The 16029-nt window shown below is 40.4% G+C and carries 18 protein-coding genes; 15 read left to right on the top strand and 3 right to left on the bottom strand.

Going from position 1 to position 16029, the window contains the following annotated elements; all coding sequences use genetic code 11:
• Positions 1-40: 40 nt before the first annotated feature.
• The gene (locus ACF8EG_RS17005; RefSeq protein ID WP_258486309.1) at positions 41-697 is read right to left on the bottom strand and encodes a hypothetical protein; all 657 of its coding nucleotides are present in this window, start codon (positions 695-697) and stop codon (positions 41-43) included.
• Between the two features lie 168 nt (positions 698-865).
• On the opposite strand from ACF8EG_RS17005, the gene ACF8EG_RS17000 reads away from it, so the two are divergent.
• From ACF8EG_RS17000 to ACF8EG_RS16960, 9 genes are all read left to right on the top strand, one after another.
• On the top strand, positions 866-1639 hold the full coding sequence (locus ACF8EG_RS17000; RefSeq protein ID WP_258486310.1) for a hypothetical protein: 774 nt from the start codon (positions 866-868) through the stop codon (positions 1637-1639).
• 4 nt (positions 1640-1643) lie between these two features.
• Complete coding sequence (locus ACF8EG_RS16995) at positions 1644-2165, top strand: hypothetical protein (RefSeq protein WP_025767536.1); 522 nt, start codon at positions 1644-1646, stop codon at positions 2163-2165.
• 11 nt (positions 2166-2176) lie between these two features.
• Positions 2177-4192: an EAL domain-containing protein gene (locus ACF8EG_RS16990; RefSeq protein WP_392419622.1), complete on the top strand. Its 2016-nt coding sequence runs from the start codon at positions 2177-2179 to the stop codon at positions 4190-4192.
• 12 nt (positions 4193-4204) lie between these two features.
• Complete coding sequence (locus tag ACF8EG_RS16985; RefSeq protein ID WP_258486315.1) at positions 4205-5629, top strand: hypothetical protein; 1425 nt, start codon at positions 4205-4207, stop codon at positions 5627-5629.
• 503 nt (positions 5630-6132) lie between these two features.
• On the top strand, positions 6133-6594 hold the full coding sequence (locus tag ACF8EG_RS16980) for a hypothetical protein (protein ID WP_258486325.1): 462 nt from the start codon (positions 6133-6135) through the stop codon (positions 6592-6594).
• 135 nt (positions 6595-6729) lie between these two features.
• The gene (locus ACF8EG_RS16975; protein WP_258486332.1) at positions 6730-8163 is read left to right on the top strand and encodes an Eco57I restriction-modification methylase domain-containing protein; all 1434 of its coding nucleotides are present in this window, start codon (positions 6730-6732) and stop codon (positions 8161-8163) included.
• A 397-nt stretch (positions 8164-8560) separates the two neighbouring features.
• Complete coding sequence (locus ACF8EG_RS16970; RefSeq protein ID WP_258486334.1) at positions 8561-8728, top strand: hypothetical protein; 168 nt, start codon at positions 8561-8563, stop codon at positions 8726-8728.
• 5 nt (positions 8729-8733) lie between these two features.
• A complete protein-coding gene (locus tag ACF8EG_RS16965) occupies positions 8734-9018 on the top strand; it encodes a hypothetical protein (protein ID WP_258486336.1) in 285 nt (94 codons plus the stop codon).
• Between the two features lie 9 nt (positions 9019-9027).
• Positions 9028-9183, top strand: a complete 156-nt coding sequence (locus tag ACF8EG_RS16960; RefSeq protein WP_258486338.1) for a hypothetical protein — start codon at positions 9028-9030, stop codon at positions 9181-9183.
• A 402-nt stretch (positions 9184-9585) separates the two neighbouring features.
• On the opposite strand, the gene ACF8EG_RS16955 is transcribed toward ACF8EG_RS16960, so the two are convergent.
• Positions 9586-10830 carry a Y-family DNA polymerase gene (locus ACF8EG_RS16955; RefSeq protein ID WP_258486339.1) on the bottom strand — a complete coding sequence of 415 codons (1245 nt, stop codon included), beginning with the start codon at positions 10828-10830 and terminating at the stop codon, positions 9586-9588.
• Between the two features lies 1 nt (position 10831).
• A complete protein-coding gene (locus ACF8EG_RS16950) occupies positions 10832-11566 on the bottom strand; it encodes a S24 family peptidase (RefSeq protein WP_138937767.1) in 735 nt (244 codons plus the stop codon).
• 233 nt (positions 11567-11799) lie between these two features.
• On the opposite strand from ACF8EG_RS16950, the gene ACF8EG_RS16945 reads away from it, so the two are divergent.
• The 6 genes from ACF8EG_RS16945 (at position 11800) to ACF8EG_RS16920 (ending at position 15967) form a co-directional block, all read left to right on the top strand.
• Complete coding sequence (locus ACF8EG_RS16945; RefSeq protein WP_258486341.1) at positions 11800-12399, top strand: hypothetical protein; 600 nt, start codon at positions 11800-11802, stop codon at positions 12397-12399.
• Positions 12400-12560: 161 nt separating this feature from the next.
• The gene (gene hflK, locus ACF8EG_RS16940) at positions 12561-13499 is read left to right on the top strand and encodes an FtsH protease activity modulator HflK (RefSeq protein ID WP_025767526.1); all 939 of its coding nucleotides are present in this window, start codon (positions 12561-12563) and stop codon (positions 13497-13499) included.
• 1 nt (position 13500) lies between these two features.
• Entirely contained in the window at positions 13501-14481 is a 981-nt protein-coding gene (gene hflC, locus ACF8EG_RS16935) for a protease modulator HflC (protein ID WP_025767525.1), read from the top strand.
• Positions 14482-14558: 77 nt separating this feature from the next.
• Positions 14559-14735: a hypothetical protein gene (locus ACF8EG_RS16930; RefSeq protein WP_392419618.1), complete on the top strand. Its 177-nt coding sequence runs from the start codon at positions 14559-14561 to the stop codon at positions 14733-14735.
• Between the two features lie 191 nt (positions 14736-14926).
• Entirely contained in the window at positions 14927-15358 is a 432-nt protein-coding gene (locus ACF8EG_RS16925; RefSeq protein WP_025767523.1) for a hypothetical protein, read from the top strand.
• Between the two features lie 51 nt (positions 15359-15409).
• Positions 15410-15967 (top strand): restriction endonuclease, encoded by a 558-nt coding sequence (locus tag ACF8EG_RS16920; protein ID WP_145471819.1) that lies wholly within the window; start codon positions 15410-15412, stop codon positions 15965-15967.
• Positions 15968-16029 lie beyond the last annotated feature (62 nt).

Raw genomic sequence — 16029 nt, 5'->3', positions numbered from 1 at the left:
TAGGTCGAAATACGAACCAGTTCGAATGAGGTTTGATCTGTCATTTATCCTCTCTTTCCATATTACTTTGCCTTGGGATTGGTTTTAATGTTTTACCTAAGTCATTCAAACTATTCATTAATTCTTCGTGACGATTAGAGGACTCTAAATCCTGAACTTTACGTTTAAGCTGAGTGTTCTCTTTAGTGAGGCGTTGGTTGAGACGGTTCACGCCGTTTAAAATTTCAAAATCCCCTGCTTTGGCTAGAAGAATGGATGCTACTCCTAATTCAGCATCTCTGTTTGACTGAAAATGCCAATCTTTCTTATCGCCCAAACAGTGCCCACAGATCACTGTTGCCTTACCGCGATAGCCAATGTAAATAAGCCCCCATTTAGGAGGGAGTTCACTAGCGCGTATCAATCCTTCTGGGCAGAGATAGTATCGATAGTTTCCCATGCCGTTCTCAGGGTTTTGTCTGAAGGTTTTACGCTGATCGGCAATAAAATCCGAACGATTTGTTTTCACCTCAACAACAATTGTTTCTGTGTTTCTTGAAGTTTTAATGCCTATCGCATCTGGAATTTCTCCATCGTGAGGATTGGAGCGAACTTCACTAAACGCATTGGTGCAGCCACCACCACCAGCCTTTTGTGTTCGTCTTAACCATATAACCGCCTTTTTGCATAACTCTGCATGAGTCCAGATTTTTGTCATTCCATTACCTACGAGGTCAATTGCATTCGAACAACTTAGATTGAAGACCGATTGTTTGAACCCTACCAAAGATGTTAATTTCAGTTTGTTTTTGTTCAAATTGCAATATTTAACTTTATGTAAAACTAGCATACAATATATATTGTGTAATTAGTTTGGGTTAAATCAATGGAACTGAAATCTGAGGATTTGATAAACGCTGCGTTTCGAATTCAATGCGGCGTGACGCCTCTCAGTGAAACATCATATTGTTCACTAGGGGTAGGGGAGTTTGGTGAGGCATTTCAAACCGAAGATGACCGTGTGGTTAAGTTGACAACATCTTTTACTGAAGCCTTAACAGCTTCGGTGTCATCGAGATTGCCGTCAGAACATATGCCTGATTACGGTCTGGTTATTGAAGTCGTCCGAGATTCCGGAGAGCGAACTTGGCTCATAGAGCAAGAACTTATCGATACTGAACATGAACTAGTCGAAGTGGCTACATCTCTACTCTCAGCCTCACCAAGCATAAGTCACATCGATTCATTTGATTTTGATTTTAACGACAGTGATAACGACTGGGCATTTGAATCAGGTTTATCCGAAGATCAAATTATGAAGGTCATTACCGACCTACAGCAATCTATGTTTGCTTTTGAAATGACCGGCTTTGTTCACACTGATATTAAATCGGATAACATCGGTGTTAAGAAAATTGATGGTATTGATACTTTAGTGCTCATTGACCCTTTCAATCACCAGCTTGAAGAAGCATACAGAGGTCTTAACGCGTCAATAACAGATCTCGATGTTCCTAATCAATCAGTTTCAAAGCTAACTATGAACCAATGCGTTGAGAACGACCGTAAACATACGTCCTTACTCGATGACGATTTTGACATGAGTTATCAGATCGATGAGAACTTAATGCCGTCCAACCCTATTAGCTTATCGAGATAGTTTTATGACAAGTGCAGAAACCAAAGAAGAAAAAAACTACCAAGAAATTAACGACCAACGAAAAGCGATGTTCAAGTTTCATATCGAAACTGAGTTTCCCGCCTTACGACGAAAAAGGAGCGGCATTGTGTTTAGTTTGAGAATAGTTGAACAGATTGGTGCTTTTGTCAAAGGTGATAATAAGCCGGACTGGGCAGATGCTTTCACCTGTATTGAAGATGAAGATAAAGGTCGCATACATTCGATTGATCAGCTTATTCGAAACTATGTCATCGAACTTACAAGAAATGTTGAATACAGAATAAACACTCTCCAAGCATTTATGGTAATGCCAGAAACGGGGCGGTTGAATTTAGACGGTACTACGGCAGAAGTTACACCAACCGATGCAATTAATACGATACAAGCCCTCAAGTCACACGAAAAGTACCAACTTATGGAAAAAACACATATTGGTCGAATGGTTAAGTCTGTCGAAAATCGCATCAAAATGAACACAGAGAATGCAAAGGGTACTGCATCATAGGACGGCAAGGAATGCTTAAGAAATTAACTACTCTGAAAACCGAATGCAGTCTTGTTGCCGCCTTTTTTCTTATTGTCGGTGCATTGACTAGCATAGAACTCGGCAATCGAGAGTATCAGTTCAAGTTAGATGTAAATTACTTCTCAAATGAAATTAATTTAAACTCGATTGAAGTTCAATCAATGATCGACCGATATGTTTCAAACTTTGATGGCGAAACAAATGAGGTAATTGCAAATAACATCTATCATCTAGAAAACAATTTGCTCTTTATCCAGTACCTCGATGGCGAGTCAGTGTCTTCGATTGATAACTCTTCAGGTGTTAGTTTTAACCTAGCCCCTCCAATCCTGAAAGAGAGCCAATTTAAGGGGAATGGAACATACTCGCCAACGGTAATCAGCAACAATAAACTCGTTCAAACAACTATCTCGAATGAAATCGCCATCTCAAATACGATTGAGATACCTCGAGAGTTGCATGACTTTGAAATGTTGTTCATTGATTGCACCCAGGTTGAATGTAGTGATTCAAAATCTACTACCGATTATTCTGCATTTGTAAACAAAGACCTACAAATCAAGGTTCTTAATTACAAGCAGATCCTTTGGCTAGAAACCATAAATGGCTTGATGTATCAGTACTTACTTTTATTAATGACTATTGTGGGTTTAGTTGCTCTAGTCCGGTTTCAACGAAACAAGATGTACCAGGAGCAGCTTAAAAAGGACTTTGAACGTTCACATGATCTGAAGCTTGATGTGAAAAACCAGTACGGATTGATGCAAGACCTTAATACATGGAATAAACCTGAACAGCCGATTATGGTCCTCATTGAGCCAGATAACGTTTCGTCGATTAAATCTAAGCATGGTGAACAATCGGTCACATACTTGTTAGAACAAACTCGGAATCGACTAATTTTGTTAACAGCCGATAGCGATGTTTATAGTACAGAACAGAATCAGTTCGTTGTTCTGACAACTGACCGTAATCTGGCTGAAAACATCCACCAGGTAATAGGACAGCCAATCAAGTTCCGAGAGCAAATGCTTTTCCCGACTACTTCAATTGGTGTGGCAGAAAGGGCGGGTAGCGAAAGCACGCTTAAACTGATGAAAAATGCCACCATAGCATTATGGGAAGCAAAGAAGAAAAAGAACTCGGTTCATTTTTACTGCGAAGAAATTAATAATCGGTATCAACAACAAGTCGAACTAGAACAGTCGCTGTCCAAAGCCATTCAGGATAATCAAATTACTCTCAATTACCAAATTCAAGTAAATAGAGATGGCTTGTTACATGGTATTGAGGCTTTAGCGCGTTGGCGTCATCATCGACTAGGTAACGTCACCCCAGACAAGTTCATACCAATTGCTGAGTCAGCCGGGTTGATGCCAGCGCTTGGAAAGCTCATTTACAGTAAAGCAATTCATGATATCAAATCTCTATCCCAACAACTCAATATGAGATTGCCGCTATCAGTAAACGTATCAATCCGAGAATTTATGATTGAGAACTTTGCTGAGTCATTGGTCGAAATATGTGAAAAGTCTAACTTTCCGACATCAGACCTAATGCTTGAAATTACAGAAACGCTAGAAGTCGAAGATCGCGCAAACTTCGACAAGGTGGCAAACCGATTAAAGTCTCTCGGTTTTAAACTATCACTAGATGACTTTGGAACTGGGTATAGCAGCTTAAAGTTGTTAGCAGAGCTTCCTCTTGACGAAGTGAAATTAGATAGAAGTTTCGTCATTCAGATCGATTCAGAGCCGAAATACAGTGATATCATTTGCTCTGTGGTACATATCGCCAAGTCTTTAGATTTGCAAATCGTGAGCGAGGGCGTGGAAACGCAGTCACAATTTAAGATCCTTTCAGAGTTAGGGTGCACTAATTTTCAAGGCTACTTGTTTGGGTATCCTGTTCCCATAGAACACTTGAGTGACAGCATCATTGCAACCACCAACAAAGCTAAAGTTCAATCTATTACGTCCAAGAAAGATAACGCGGCTTGCGTTTAAAAAGGAGTAGCTGTGCAAGAAACTTCAACTAATGTTGTGGCTTTAAATGTCCCATTTATGCCAAACGAGCAATTACAAAATTCAGCTAATAATTTACTTAGTGCGTTCGATGACGTGCACTTACATCTCGAAGCTAAAGTCAAAACGATTGTTAAATTGCACAAAGAGCGCAAGTTTCCAGTCGCTCGTGCTATGTCTGAAGTAACACTCAAGTACATTATTGACCAACTTGTTCATATTGAGGCGCGGCAATCGGAGTTTGTTGAGGCATTAGATTGTCTTGACGATCTGGACATTGCCAAAGATAAAGCTGAAAGGCTCGCTGTAGAGTTACAAGCGGAAATTGATCGTCAACAAAAGCAGATTGATGAGTTACAAACACAACTAGATTGCGTTCCAAACATTAGTCATTCTGATCTCGCAGAATTACGTGAACAAGCCAACCTCCTTGCTAAATCAGAAGTGACTTGCAAACAATTACAGCAAACCAACACAGAGCTTCAAAATCAGTTATTAGCATTGGAGAGTTTGTCTGAGAAAGCTAACCAAGCTGATAACTTGACTCTATCAAATCAACAATTAAGTGAAAAAAACAAAGCACTCGAAGAAGAAGTTGCTCAGTTGAAAGCAGAGCGAACTAGTCTTTCTCAAACAATCACCAAGCAGTCTCAAGAAATCTCAAGCTTTAACAAGTCAAAGCTTTCACTCGAAACTAATGTTAACCAACAAAAGAAGACGATCGAAAGGTTGGAACGAAAACTGAAGGTAAAAGCTGATTCTAAAAAGTCTACTCCATCTTCGAAACGTACCCAGCAACCGAGCGGAAAGAGTGCAAGAAATGGTGTAGTGACTTTGGCTGAAATACCCTCAACCGATCCAAGTCCAAAAACCTCTAATAGTTTTTTAATCACAAGAATTCCGGAGCAGATTGGTCAAAACATAGAAAATGTAGGCTTGAACCTTCTTGATATGAAATTCACCATCATGGTTTCCGATCAAAATGGTGTGGCAATTAACTGCTTAATTTCTGAGTGGCTTACTCCAATCATGCCTTATAGCACAGAGATGCAGCAAGGTTGGAATTACGATATTGAGCAAACCATCCATGCTGAGGTGATGAATTACGTTGGTAAAGAATTCCCTAACTACGTTAAAGGCATCAAGGAGTTAAAGCACCTTCGTATCGAACCATTTGCCAAACGTGGCGCTTTAACCAAAGCGCAATTCGAAGCACTTAAAAAGGCTGGCGTGACTACCTTGTTTGAGGCAGTTTGCAACTCATTTCAGTGCTTTGTTCGCGCTCTTGAAGTGTATAAGCCAGGTTTCACATTGGAAGAGTACTCTTTGCTGTTCGGTAAGCTCAATATGTTAGCTCGCTTGAGTATGAAGAAAGTTGAAAAAGTACCTTTAATTACTTTTGAACCAGTCATCAAGTAGGTTGAATTTAAATGTTGGAGATACAAAGTCTCATACAGAAGCATCAATTGCTGCACACTAAAGTAGACCAGAAATCTATTCTTCTCATTCGAGATAATGAATCGATTCGTTATTGGTATTCTAGCGGAATTTGGGCTGTTAATACCGGGTCACATCCAAGGTTGTCAGCCAAAGGGCTTTCTACGTTAGATGAGTACCTTACTGGTAAGTATGTTAAGCCGTCAGTGCCAGTATGCGATTATGAACCTTCTGATGTCCGTCAGAGCCGACTAATTTCCGAAGGTAAATCTTTTTTAAAGGAACTTGGTGTCGAGTATTTACGTTTTACTGATTTCCATTATCGGATCACACTTAAGAATGGTCAGCTCGTTGATTACTGGATTACTACACAGAAATGGCGTTTAGTGAGCTGTAATATAAATGAACGGACACAATATGGTAATAAGTCCTTAGTCCGTTTTATTCACAAACACTCTTAGCTAGGATTCTACGGGAGGCTAATAATGAAGACTCCACGGTATTTTGAGTCATTTGGGAAGTCGGCATTACAAATTAAGAGAACTTCCGCCAGCAGAAATGATGAAGCAACTCTTACATTCACATTTGCACCTATGCTTAATAGTCAGGGAGACTGGACGCGCAAAGCAGATTTTCAACTCAAAGCTCAATCTGAGTTAGTTGAGTTTGCTTTGTTAATGCTGGGTAGAGTGTCCGAAGTCAAATTTAAAAATCATGGCAAAAATTGTGATAAATCGTTAATCGTGCGACGTAATGTTAATGCTGATATTTATTTGAGCTTTAAAAATTCTGAGGTGCATTATGACGTAGTTCTGAGCTATACCTCGTGTTATATGTTGCTTTCCTTGGCTACTACTCAACTTAAAGATCGCCTTGTAATGACCTTTGAAGAAGCGCTACAAGTCCTTAGACTAATGCCGATTCCGCAACATACTCCCGAAAGTTAGCTTTACCAAGTCACTTCTCACCCGACCAATCACGCCATCAAAGCCACTTAAATCAACTGATAAGACCGAAATGATAGAGTTTTGGTCCACTCGTATTTAAGTTTCTTCTACTGATAATAATTGAAAGATAATTCAATGAGTGCTTTAGAAAATTTTAACTTTGATGTCTCTGAGCCAACAAGGTTGTCTGATGGTTTGCAATCTATCCTATCCTACGTTGATGAGAAATCAGATTACTGGACCGATATTACACCAAGAGCTGTTGCTAAACAGAACGGACAAGTTTTTACTCCATCAAGAATGGCTTTCATGCTTGCGTCATTACTTCCTGACCGAAGCATTGATGGTCAGATAGCTCATATAGCTGACGCTGGTTGCGGTACTGGCATTCTCTCCATCTCGATGGCTGCTCGTATTGCAATGATTCATCAGCCACCAGCATTACGTGTTACCGGTTATGAAACAGATAAACGTTTGGTACACGATTGGAACAAATCATGGGTAAGACTAGAGCACTACCTCAATAATCCAATTCACATAGAGTTAAACGAAGATTTTACGAATGATGCTGAACACGTTCTAACAACAGGTACTGTTCCTGGTGTCGATAGTAAGCCGAATGTGATTGTTATTAACCCTCCGTACATAAAGCTAGCAGCCAAATCATCATTAGCTCGATTGTTACGTGAGCACGCCGTTCCCGTACCCAATTTATATGCTGCGTTTACTTTGTTATCACTATGTTGGCTTCAGGACGGTGGAGCGTTACATTGTATTTTGCCTCGCTCGTTTTGTAATGGTGATTATTTCGCAGCGTTTAGAAGGTTCCTATCCGAAAATGCAAGTATTGAACACATAGTGCTATATCGTTCAAGGCACTGCTTTAAGCACAGTTTACTAGAGGGTATTTTGCTCCGATTTACAAAGACTAAGTCTCAAAGTAAGCAAATTCGATTAAGTGTTGCAGATAGCCCGGATACAGAACCGGATGTAGATTTGCTCTTAAACAGCAACGAAGTGTTAACTGATGGCGCTTGGCTGTTACCCCGTAGTATCGAAGATATTGAGCACTTAAATAACAATAGAAAGCGGAAATTTACCCTTAACACTAAGGGCATTAAGGTTTCAACAGGTAAACTTGAGCTGCACCGCGTTAGTGAAGGTGATTACACACGCGTTCTTTACAGTAGAGATTTCGATGCGAATGGAAATATTACTTGGAATGAAAAACGAAAGCCGAGAATGCTAAAAGCTGTTGAACGGCAAATCCATGTCCTTCCCGAAGCTGGTGGCTTTGTTGCGATTAAACGGATTAGTAGTAATGAGTCAGCTAAAGCAACTAGGCTATTTCCTGTCGCATTAACTAAGCAATCTCTAGGGGTGAACAAGATAACACTCGATAATCACTTACAAGTTTTTTCCAAGCAAGATGGCTCTCCACTAAGTGAGCTAGAACTAACGCAGCTAATTAACTTTTTGCGTACCGATGAAGCCAATGCTGTTATTCGAACTGTATCTGGCTCGACACAAGTTAATGTAAGTGACCTAGCTCAACTTCGTCTTCCGTGATATCACCACATTAATTTAAATCACGGTCGATGACAGTAGGGCATACTGGGAAGATGATTGAGCACACTATGAATGGACATTAGATTGTGATGTGTTTTTAATTTTAGAATAACGAGGGAATAAACTATGAAGATCACGCTAAACCCTAAAGTTAGCGAGGGAAAAGACATGAATAGCGTAACGAGACTTTGTCTAACGATACCTGCCTTAATTGTAGGTGTCATTTTGTCGGGTATTCACGGGCAACTAATCACTTTGAATAATGGGTCAACTCTGATTGGATTGCTCTACCATTTTATTGGAGGTATAGGGCTTCCCTTTATGGCGTGGCGTGCATGTAGTGCAATGATGCCAAAAAAGGAAACATCAAACCAACCTGAGTCATAGAGGGAAAATCATGAACGTACAACATATCTTAGCGGAAGCACCACAACGGGCGGTATATTGGAGTCCTGTTGTGGGGCAATATTTCTGCCGCGAATTTCGTAGCTTTGCCAATCGCAATGTGATGATAGAACAATCTGAACGTGGTGATTTAGTGCGTTTAGGCAGTCTCAAGGGGTAAATTTCGTGCGTGAGTATATTTGGGTTGAAGAAGGGGCGGTTAAAGAGTCAGGTCATAAGTTATGCGACCCAATACCTTTTTCGAGCGATAAAAAACCTGTTCGTCTCTGGACGTTGGTTCACTTTAGAAACCAAGCGATTGTCCCTCCTGCCAATTTACCTTTAGTTCATCGTGATACGGCAATTTTAGAGGATATTTCACATGATTGGAGTATTCGACAAGGACACCTTATCTATCGCGGTCAGTATGCCGAAGGTGGCATTTGGTTAGCTGTAGAATTTGATAGTTAGGGAATAGGTATGAATGTTACTGATGAAAAATACTTTGAATGCTTGAGTGTCATCACTGTATTAGAAGGTAAGCCCGTTAATCAGCTTAGTGATAACGAACTAAAACTACTTGGTGATTGTGAAGCGGCTATTCGGGCTTGGGAAGATAAACACTTACCTTTTTAAATTTGGCGACTCACTATGCAAAATTGGATAAAGAAACGCTTTGAAGTATGGCGAATATCAGTAGCCAGAAAGATACTTATAGACCGAAACGTTCAGAGGTCAGATTTGTATCACGCAGAGATAACAACGATATGTGGGCTATGGCAGAGCGTTTAGAGGCTATCGAAAAAGGCTTATAAAGGGTAAATGGCAGTGAATGTACCACTGCCATTTTAGTATGATGTTTTAATAATCAATGGTAGCTTGATTAGGACTTAGTGGTAGCAATCAGTATGAATCTTTATTTTTGATCATGTTTAAGATTAAACGGTTCGATCAGGGTTGCTTGACTGTTTAGTATGATTCTTATTCCTCTCCTATAAGAACATTATGAAATTAGCTCTCAGCGATACAGCAACGACATTAGGCTCTTACTAGAGGAATGTCAGTCCAACGAGTCGTATATTTCGGTGTTAACAATTCTCTCTTAACCGCTGATTTATTGCTTCCGGATGCAGCAAGATACAGTGCGCTTTTACCATATCTTCGCGTCAAACTATCATATACTCCCATCAACTTGTCATCAGTTGCTGAGTCAGGAGCAAAGAGATCTAGCTGTTCTTGCTTTGCATCCTTCAGGTCAAGCAAACACACACCAACTTTACTCACCTCCGAACCAAACTTATAAATTTGAGATACTAGAGATTTAACAGCTTTGGTTAACACCACTACGTCATTGGTTGGATATTCCAAACTGACCATAGCTTTTTTTGAGTAGTAGTTAGGATCATTCATTGTCGTCCGTATCGTGACGCTGAGTGTTTTTACCCTTGATTTTTGTTTGCGTGCTTTTGCGGATGCAATATCAATCAACTCACAGAACACTTGGTGCAAATCATCTAGGTTACAAGGTCTTACCCCCAACGTGCGACTAGTTATGATCTGCTGTTTATCGGGCATGGTTGTGTTCCAGTTGTAGCAACGAGTACCGTTTAGCTCTAAAACAGTGCGTTTTAAGTTAACACTAAACGATTTTCTAACCTCCTCTACCGATAATTGCGAGAGTTTAAGTGCGTCGTTGATACCCATGAAGGATAATTGCTTTGCGGTTGATGTTCCAACCCCCCATATATCCTTCGATTCAAGTGCTTGTAGCTCTCGAGTTGACGGTGAAAGGAAATGGACCCCAATCCCATTTGACTTTGCGATTTTGCTCGCAGCCTTACTAAGCGTCAGCGTGGTAGCACAACCGATGCTGACTGGAATTCGGGTCCGACGCCAAACCTCTCGACGGATATGAGCCGCATACTCAAGAGCATTATCCGGATTCATTCGGCAGCATAACCACTGCTCATCTATCGAGTAACAGAAGTTATCGTCAGAAAACTCCGATATGACACTGTGCATTGAATTACTTACGCTATTGTATAATTCGTAGTTACTGCTTAGAAACGTAATCTCATTAGCACGAGGGTGCTGTACTGCATCTGAATAAAAGCTGAACTTTTTTATTCCCAAAGCTTTGGCTTCTCGTGACATCGCAACAATAGTGCTATCACCATTGCTTAGGACACATAATGGACGATAGCGTAAAGCAGGGTTATATACGCGTTCCGCTGATGCAAAAAAACCGTCGGCATCGGCTAGAAAATATATTAGCTCACTCATTTCAAATATTAAAACCTGTAGGACATAAACTTCGGATCGCAAAGGTAATGACCCCTTCAATGGAGAATATATCGTGGGGTCTTATTATTGTTGATTTGGTGTGTCCGTCCTTATCAACGGACACAAGTGCCTTGTTGTAGACATCGAGCTGCTTCAGTACAAATGATGAGTTGTAATTAGCAACGATTAGATCGTTGTGTTTGGGCTTCAGTTTACGGTCAACGAGAACGATATCTGAGTCCAGAACTTGACGACCTTCTAGAGAAGTACCAGATACTCGTGCAACGAACGAGCTATTAGGATCGCTCACAAGTAGGTTATCCAGATCCGTAGGGGAAGGGTCGATATGGCAATCAACAAAAGGTGTTATGACAGAGGTTGCCACCCCAAGCAATTGGAATTCAAGAAAGCTAAACGTCGGTAGTTCAGTCGTGTTGCCAGAAAGTAAACAAAGCGACTGTTGATGTTTGTTGTAGTATCCGATCACAAGTTCAGCATCTAAATAGCCAACGACTAAGCAGTTATGTGTGGGTTTTAAAGCTTTATCGATAACTAGGATTGAATCGTTAAAAACTCCATTGCAGTCGAGATGTTCAGAGTTAACTCTAAGTAACGTATACGAATTTGAGCTTCCAATAAGTAGTTGATGGATGCTCAAGTCACGCTCGCTATAGTCTGTGCTAGGGCTGGTAAATGCACAAATGGTGGCATTCACACTGAAATTAAGTAGCTTCATAGTGATGATTAGACATTAATCTTAAATGCATGTGTTTATATACAGTATTGTAGATCCATACAGACGCCTGTTCAATGTCCGGCGATCTGAGTGGTGCTAAAAGGTGCAGCAGCAAACCTCTCTACGAGCTAAGTCCAATTCAGATTTCATGTTTGTGTCTTATCGGCAGATTTATCCAACAACTTACGAGCACGATTTTGCATTATCTCTCTATCTAAAAAGGAGAGCGATATATGTCAGAATCAATTTGCGCTGCACAATTCGGTAAAAATGCTTCAGTTCAAAAAGTTGGCGAGCTATATGAGCCGCAACTAGAACGGTACGCTGATTACGCGTACTCGGAGTTCTTTCATTCCCAAGAAAATGTTCTGTTTATTGGAATTAATGGAGCCAACGCTGTTGAACTAGAGACGTTACGTAACGGAAGTGTCACTGCCAAAATTCAGCATGACCGTGCCACAAACGGGCTTATGATTAGTTATCACATTAAGCATGGTAATTCCGAACTGCTTTACGATACGTCGGTTGATGCATCTTCTCTGGCTGATGATCAGTTTGGTGTTGGCAGCAATATTATCGTGATGCAAGTGGTCGATACTTCAACGCAACTAATCTTGGCGGTACGCGCCCTTCAAATGCCTACAAAGTTTCAACAAAAAGTCGAAAGTGTTGTGTCACTTCAACGTCAGCCGACTCATTCAATTGAGAAGGCGCGTTCCTGGGTTAAATCAATCGAGTCGAAATACACTCCTTATGAAATTAACCGTTTACCGCTTGCCGTCCATTCATTGTCTTCGATAAGAAATTTTGATGCCGTTATTTATCTAAATTAAAACTTCTTCATTTTGCAAGTTAGGAATAAATTGTACAATGTAAATTAATTATTGAGATTTTAAACTTACCCACAGTATGTGGTGACAAATTGTTGAAAAGGTGTTTGCAGTAATGAATGTAAACGCCTAACAACTGAAATAACTAATTGAAAGGAAAAGAAATGATTAATGATGGAGTAGGTGGCAGCTCAAGTGGCAAGGACTTGGCAAGTAGTTATAAGTTGACCATAGTTCTATCCGCTGCGCTGGCTCTGATATTTGGGGCGTGGTTAGTGGCAAGCTCATATTTTGTAGCAGAAAAAGAAAGGATGTTGGTTTTCTATAATGGAAAGTATGTTGAAACAGTAGGTGATGGCTTTCATTTTCTGCCAGCTCCATTCTATACCGCACTAATAAAGGATGTTTCTACAATTAAAAGTATTTCCGTTAAAAATCAAGCCCTGACTCTGGATGAGAACCTTGTTGTGGTGCAGCTTGATTTGCAATACACCATAGCCGATCTCAAAACTTACTATATGAAAAGTCAGCGTCCAGAACATACTTTGGAGTTTTACTTCGAATCAGTGATTAAAGCTGTCTTAGCTGACGTAAGCTTCGACGAGGCGCTGACAGACAAGCGCACCATCGTCAAACAAATCATTTCAAAAGAGGTAGGACACTTACTGAATGTTGAAACTTACGGCGTTAACATCGTCGACGCTATTTACACAGCAAGTAATCCACCTTCCGCAGTAACTGAAGCATATCGAGACGCGGTGAATGCCCGAGAAGATGCCGAACGTTACATGGAAGAAGCAGAGTCTTACGTAAACACAAAAATACCAAAGGCTCAAGCAGATGCTAACAGACTGAATGATGAAGCGGCTGCATATGCAAAACGTGTAGTTGATGCTGCAAATGGTGAGGTAGCTGGCTTCAACCAATTATTACCTCAGTATCTCGAACACCCTCGCATAACAAAGAACAGAATTTACTTTGAGGTAATGGGGGACACTTACAGTAAGTCGAAGAAAGTCGTGAACGATATTCAAAATTCAACTGGTAACAATCTTTTAAACCATGTTGATCTAACTGAAATGATGAAGAAGAAAGGGCAGTAAAATGAAAAAGTTAAACTACGTATTGGGTCTAACTCTTTGGCTTGTCCTAATTATTACTGTTGGATTTACGATGTTCACAGATGTAATTCCAAATCATAAGAAAGGTTTAAAACGCCAATGGACTTCGATAGAAAAGCTAGAAAACGGGCAGTTTAAAATCTACGAGCCGGGTCGCTATTTTACTATTCCTATGTATGAATCATTTGAGATGATCGACGTAAGGGAGTTTCCTCTTTCAGTGGAAGATATGTTTGTAACAAAGCTAAAGAAGAACTTAGTTGTGGACTACTTTGTACCGTGGCGTGTGGTTGATTTTGGGAAATATTATTTAGCAACACGGAATGACCTCGCTCTAGCTCAAGACCGATTAAACAAAAAGGTTAGAGAAGCCATTCAATCTGAAATTGGTGAACATTCAATTTTGGAAGTGAGTACCGGGGCAATTGTACACTATGAACAGGAAGATAAAACGCTGGATGTTAGTCGAGAGTTAACAAACCCGCGTAAGCACGTAGAACAGATCGTTGGGAAACGTGAAGAAGTCCTTAAAAATGCATATATGCGAATCAAGAACCAAGTTTATAAGGATTTTGGTCTGGAAGCTAAATCCGTCGAATTCGCTAACCTGTCATTACCAAGTGAAGCATCACAAAGTGTATTTAAACGTATGAATGCCGAACGAAAAGCAGTAGCCGATAAATTTCGTTCTGAAGGCAGAATGCGCGCTGATGAAATGATGTCTCTCACAGATAAAAGGGTAGATGCAATTTTGTCGGAAGCTAATAAAGAGGCGATTAAAACTAGAAGATCTGCGGATGCAGAAGTGGCAGAAATATATTCAAGCGCCATTGGTGCAGCCCCCGAGTTCTACGAATTCTACCTTGCTATGGAAACAATCAAAAAATCGTTTAACCCTGATGATGTGCTGATGTTAGATACCAATTCTCATTTGTTAAAGCATATGAAGGGTATAGACGAGTAGTCCATCAACAAACAGATTCAGGGTATTCACCGTGTGTATACCCTGAAATAAACTAATCCGGACCTGCAAGGTGAGTTATGAATGTAATAAAGACAAAAGTCGGTATTTACTCCGTCCCAGACAACCCTAGGGAGCCTGACATTACTGCGACTGACGGAATCATGATGTATGGATATCGCAAAGTGAGAGAAAAGAATGGAATTGGGTATATCCTTGCTCACAACATGAAGTTCGGGTGCAGCGAACTGGCTTAACACAAAGGAAGGTGGGTGTTTGTTGATGTTTCTGAGTATTGGGCTGTTACTGCAATAATCGGATGGACCCACCCCAACAAACATAACGGAATCAAATATACCGGAGTGCACTGTAAAGTGCTTTCTGAAAGTGACATAAATCAACATAAGATAGGGTGAGTAATAAATTTTTGGAAGTATGGATCATTAACATGACAGAAGTGCAAAAAGTTGAACCCAAGAGCTACGACATGCTAAATGAATACGCAAGTGCGGTCGGAGCCTTAAGTACACTACGTGAAGCCAACACTGCGGAACTAAAGGCATTTATAACAAACTGTTTTGGCGTTCAGTTGGAGCGGTTATCTGCACTCCATTCGCAGTTCTTTGCTAGACCTGTAGATTTAGAAAACAATATTGAGATCAATGAAGGACTTGATAGAGTGCTCCAACATTTTTCAGCTTGTGGATTATCAACGAAAAAAGCTCTTAGTTTATTATTTCCCGATGCAATTAAGCTGGCTGCTTTTAAATATTCGGAGCAAGCGGCGAACAACGCTTATGAGATGGAAATGCACAATATTCAAATGGTAATACAACACGAAACTGAAGTAGAAGATTGGGTTTCCACACATGATAGCTAAACCGGAAGTGGGTACAGCTAATGCGAATCGAAGAATAAGAACTTTCTGAATATGGTAATGATGAATGGACCTCTGCAATACGTATTTATCCTATTGGCAATCCCGGTAACTACGTTGCTTCTAAGTTCAGTAATACAATATCTGTTCAAACCGCGAGTTTACTACAAGCGACATGCTAAAAGAGCTTACAGAAGGATTCGAAGGGCGAGCACGAATGAAGCAGCCCTGTTAATAATGAACCAGCTTTCACCGTATTCATTCGAAGAATTGGTGGTTTTAGCTTTTCGACGAGCCGATAACATAAGCAAAGCTAAGTCGTCCGGATATTCACGCGACGGAGGGTTTGATGGGTATGCAAGAACTAAGGGGGGAGACTGGCTAGGTATTCAGTCGAAGAAATATAAAGGTTACATAAACCGTGGTCATGTACTACAGCACTCTAAGTTATGCAGGAGAAGCAACCGTAAACCAGTATTTGTTTATACAGGTAAAGCCAGTACCGACACGTTGCTGGAAGCAAGGCGACTAAAGGTAACTATGGTGGATAGCCTTAGCGTAATAGAACTCATTAAGAGTAAATCAACTCATAGCTTAAATCATCTTTCTTAACTTCTGTCTTATCGAGTGATGTTCTGAACTCGCGAATGGCAGCTTAGCCGATAATACCCGTA

Origin of the sequence: Vibrio sp. YQ_11, assembly GCF_043103065.1 — a bacterium.
In the GTDB taxonomy this organism is placed as follows: Bacteria; Pseudomonadota; Gammaproteobacteria; order Enterobacterales; family Vibrionaceae; genus Vibrio; species Vibrio parahaemolyticus.
The sequence above is the reverse complement of the archived record's forward strand: the minus strand, read 5'-3'. Positions and strand labels throughout refer to the sequence as shown.

Excerpts from the sequence above, each read along its gene's own strand:
- ACF8EG_RS17005 (WP_258486309.1), bottom strand. The coding sequence starts at position 697 with ATGACAAAAATCTGGACTCATGCAGAGTTATGCAAAAAGGCGGTTATA.
- ACF8EG_RS17000 (WP_258486310.1), top strand. The coding sequence starts at position 866 with ATGGAACTGAAATCTGAGGATTTGATAAACGCTGCGTTTCGAATTCAA.
- ACF8EG_RS16995 (WP_025767536.1), top strand. The coding sequence starts at position 1,644 with ATGACAAGTGCAGAAACCAAAGAAGAAAAAAACTACCAAGAAATTAAC.
- ACF8EG_RS16990 (WP_392419622.1), top strand. The coding sequence starts at position 2,177 with ATGCTTAAGAAATTAACTACTCTGAAAACCGAATGCAGTCTTGTTGCC.
- ACF8EG_RS16980 (WP_258486325.1), top strand. The coding sequence starts at position 6,133 with ATGAAGACTCCACGGTATTTTGAGTCATTTGGGAAGTCGGCATTACAA.
- ACF8EG_RS16975 (WP_258486332.1), top strand. The coding sequence starts at position 6,730 with ATGAGTGCTTTAGAAAATTTTAACTTTGATGTCTCTGAGCCAACAAGG.
- ACF8EG_RS16970 (WP_258486334.1), top strand. The coding sequence starts at position 8,561 with ATGAACGTACAACATATCTTAGCGGAAGCACCACAACGGGCGGTATAT.
- ACF8EG_RS16960 (WP_258486338.1), top strand. The coding sequence starts at position 9,028 with ATGAATGTTACTGATGAAAAATACTTTGAATGCTTGAGTGTCATCACT.
- ACF8EG_RS16955 (WP_258486339.1), bottom strand. The coding sequence starts at position 10,830 with ATGAGTGAGCTAATATATTTTCTAGCCGATGCCGACGGTTTTTTTGCA.
- ACF8EG_RS16950 (WP_138937767.1), bottom strand. The coding sequence starts at position 11,566 with ATGAAGCTACTTAATTTCAGTGTGAATGCCACCATTTGTGCATTTACC.
- ACF8EG_RS16945 (WP_258486341.1), top strand. The coding sequence starts at position 11,800 with ATGTCAGAATCAATTTGCGCTGCACAATTCGGTAAAAATGCTTCAGTT.
- hflK (WP_025767526.1), top strand. The coding sequence starts at position 12,561 with ATGATTAATGATGGAGTAGGTGGCAGCTCAAGTGGCAAGGACTTGGCA.
- hflC (WP_025767525.1), top strand. The coding sequence starts at position 13,501 with ATGAAAAAGTTAAACTACGTATTGGGTCTAACTCTTTGGCTTGTCCTA.
- ACF8EG_RS16930 (WP_392419618.1), top strand. The coding sequence starts at position 14,559 with ATGAATGTAATAAAGACAAAAGTCGGTATTTACTCCGTCCCAGACAAC.
- ACF8EG_RS16925 (WP_025767523.1), top strand. The coding sequence starts at position 14,927 with ATGACAGAAGTGCAAAAAGTTGAACCCAAGAGCTACGACATGCTAAAT.
- ACF8EG_RS16920 (WP_145471819.1), top strand. The coding sequence starts at position 15,410 with ATGGTAATGATGAATGGACCTCTGCAATACGTATTTATCCTATTGGCA.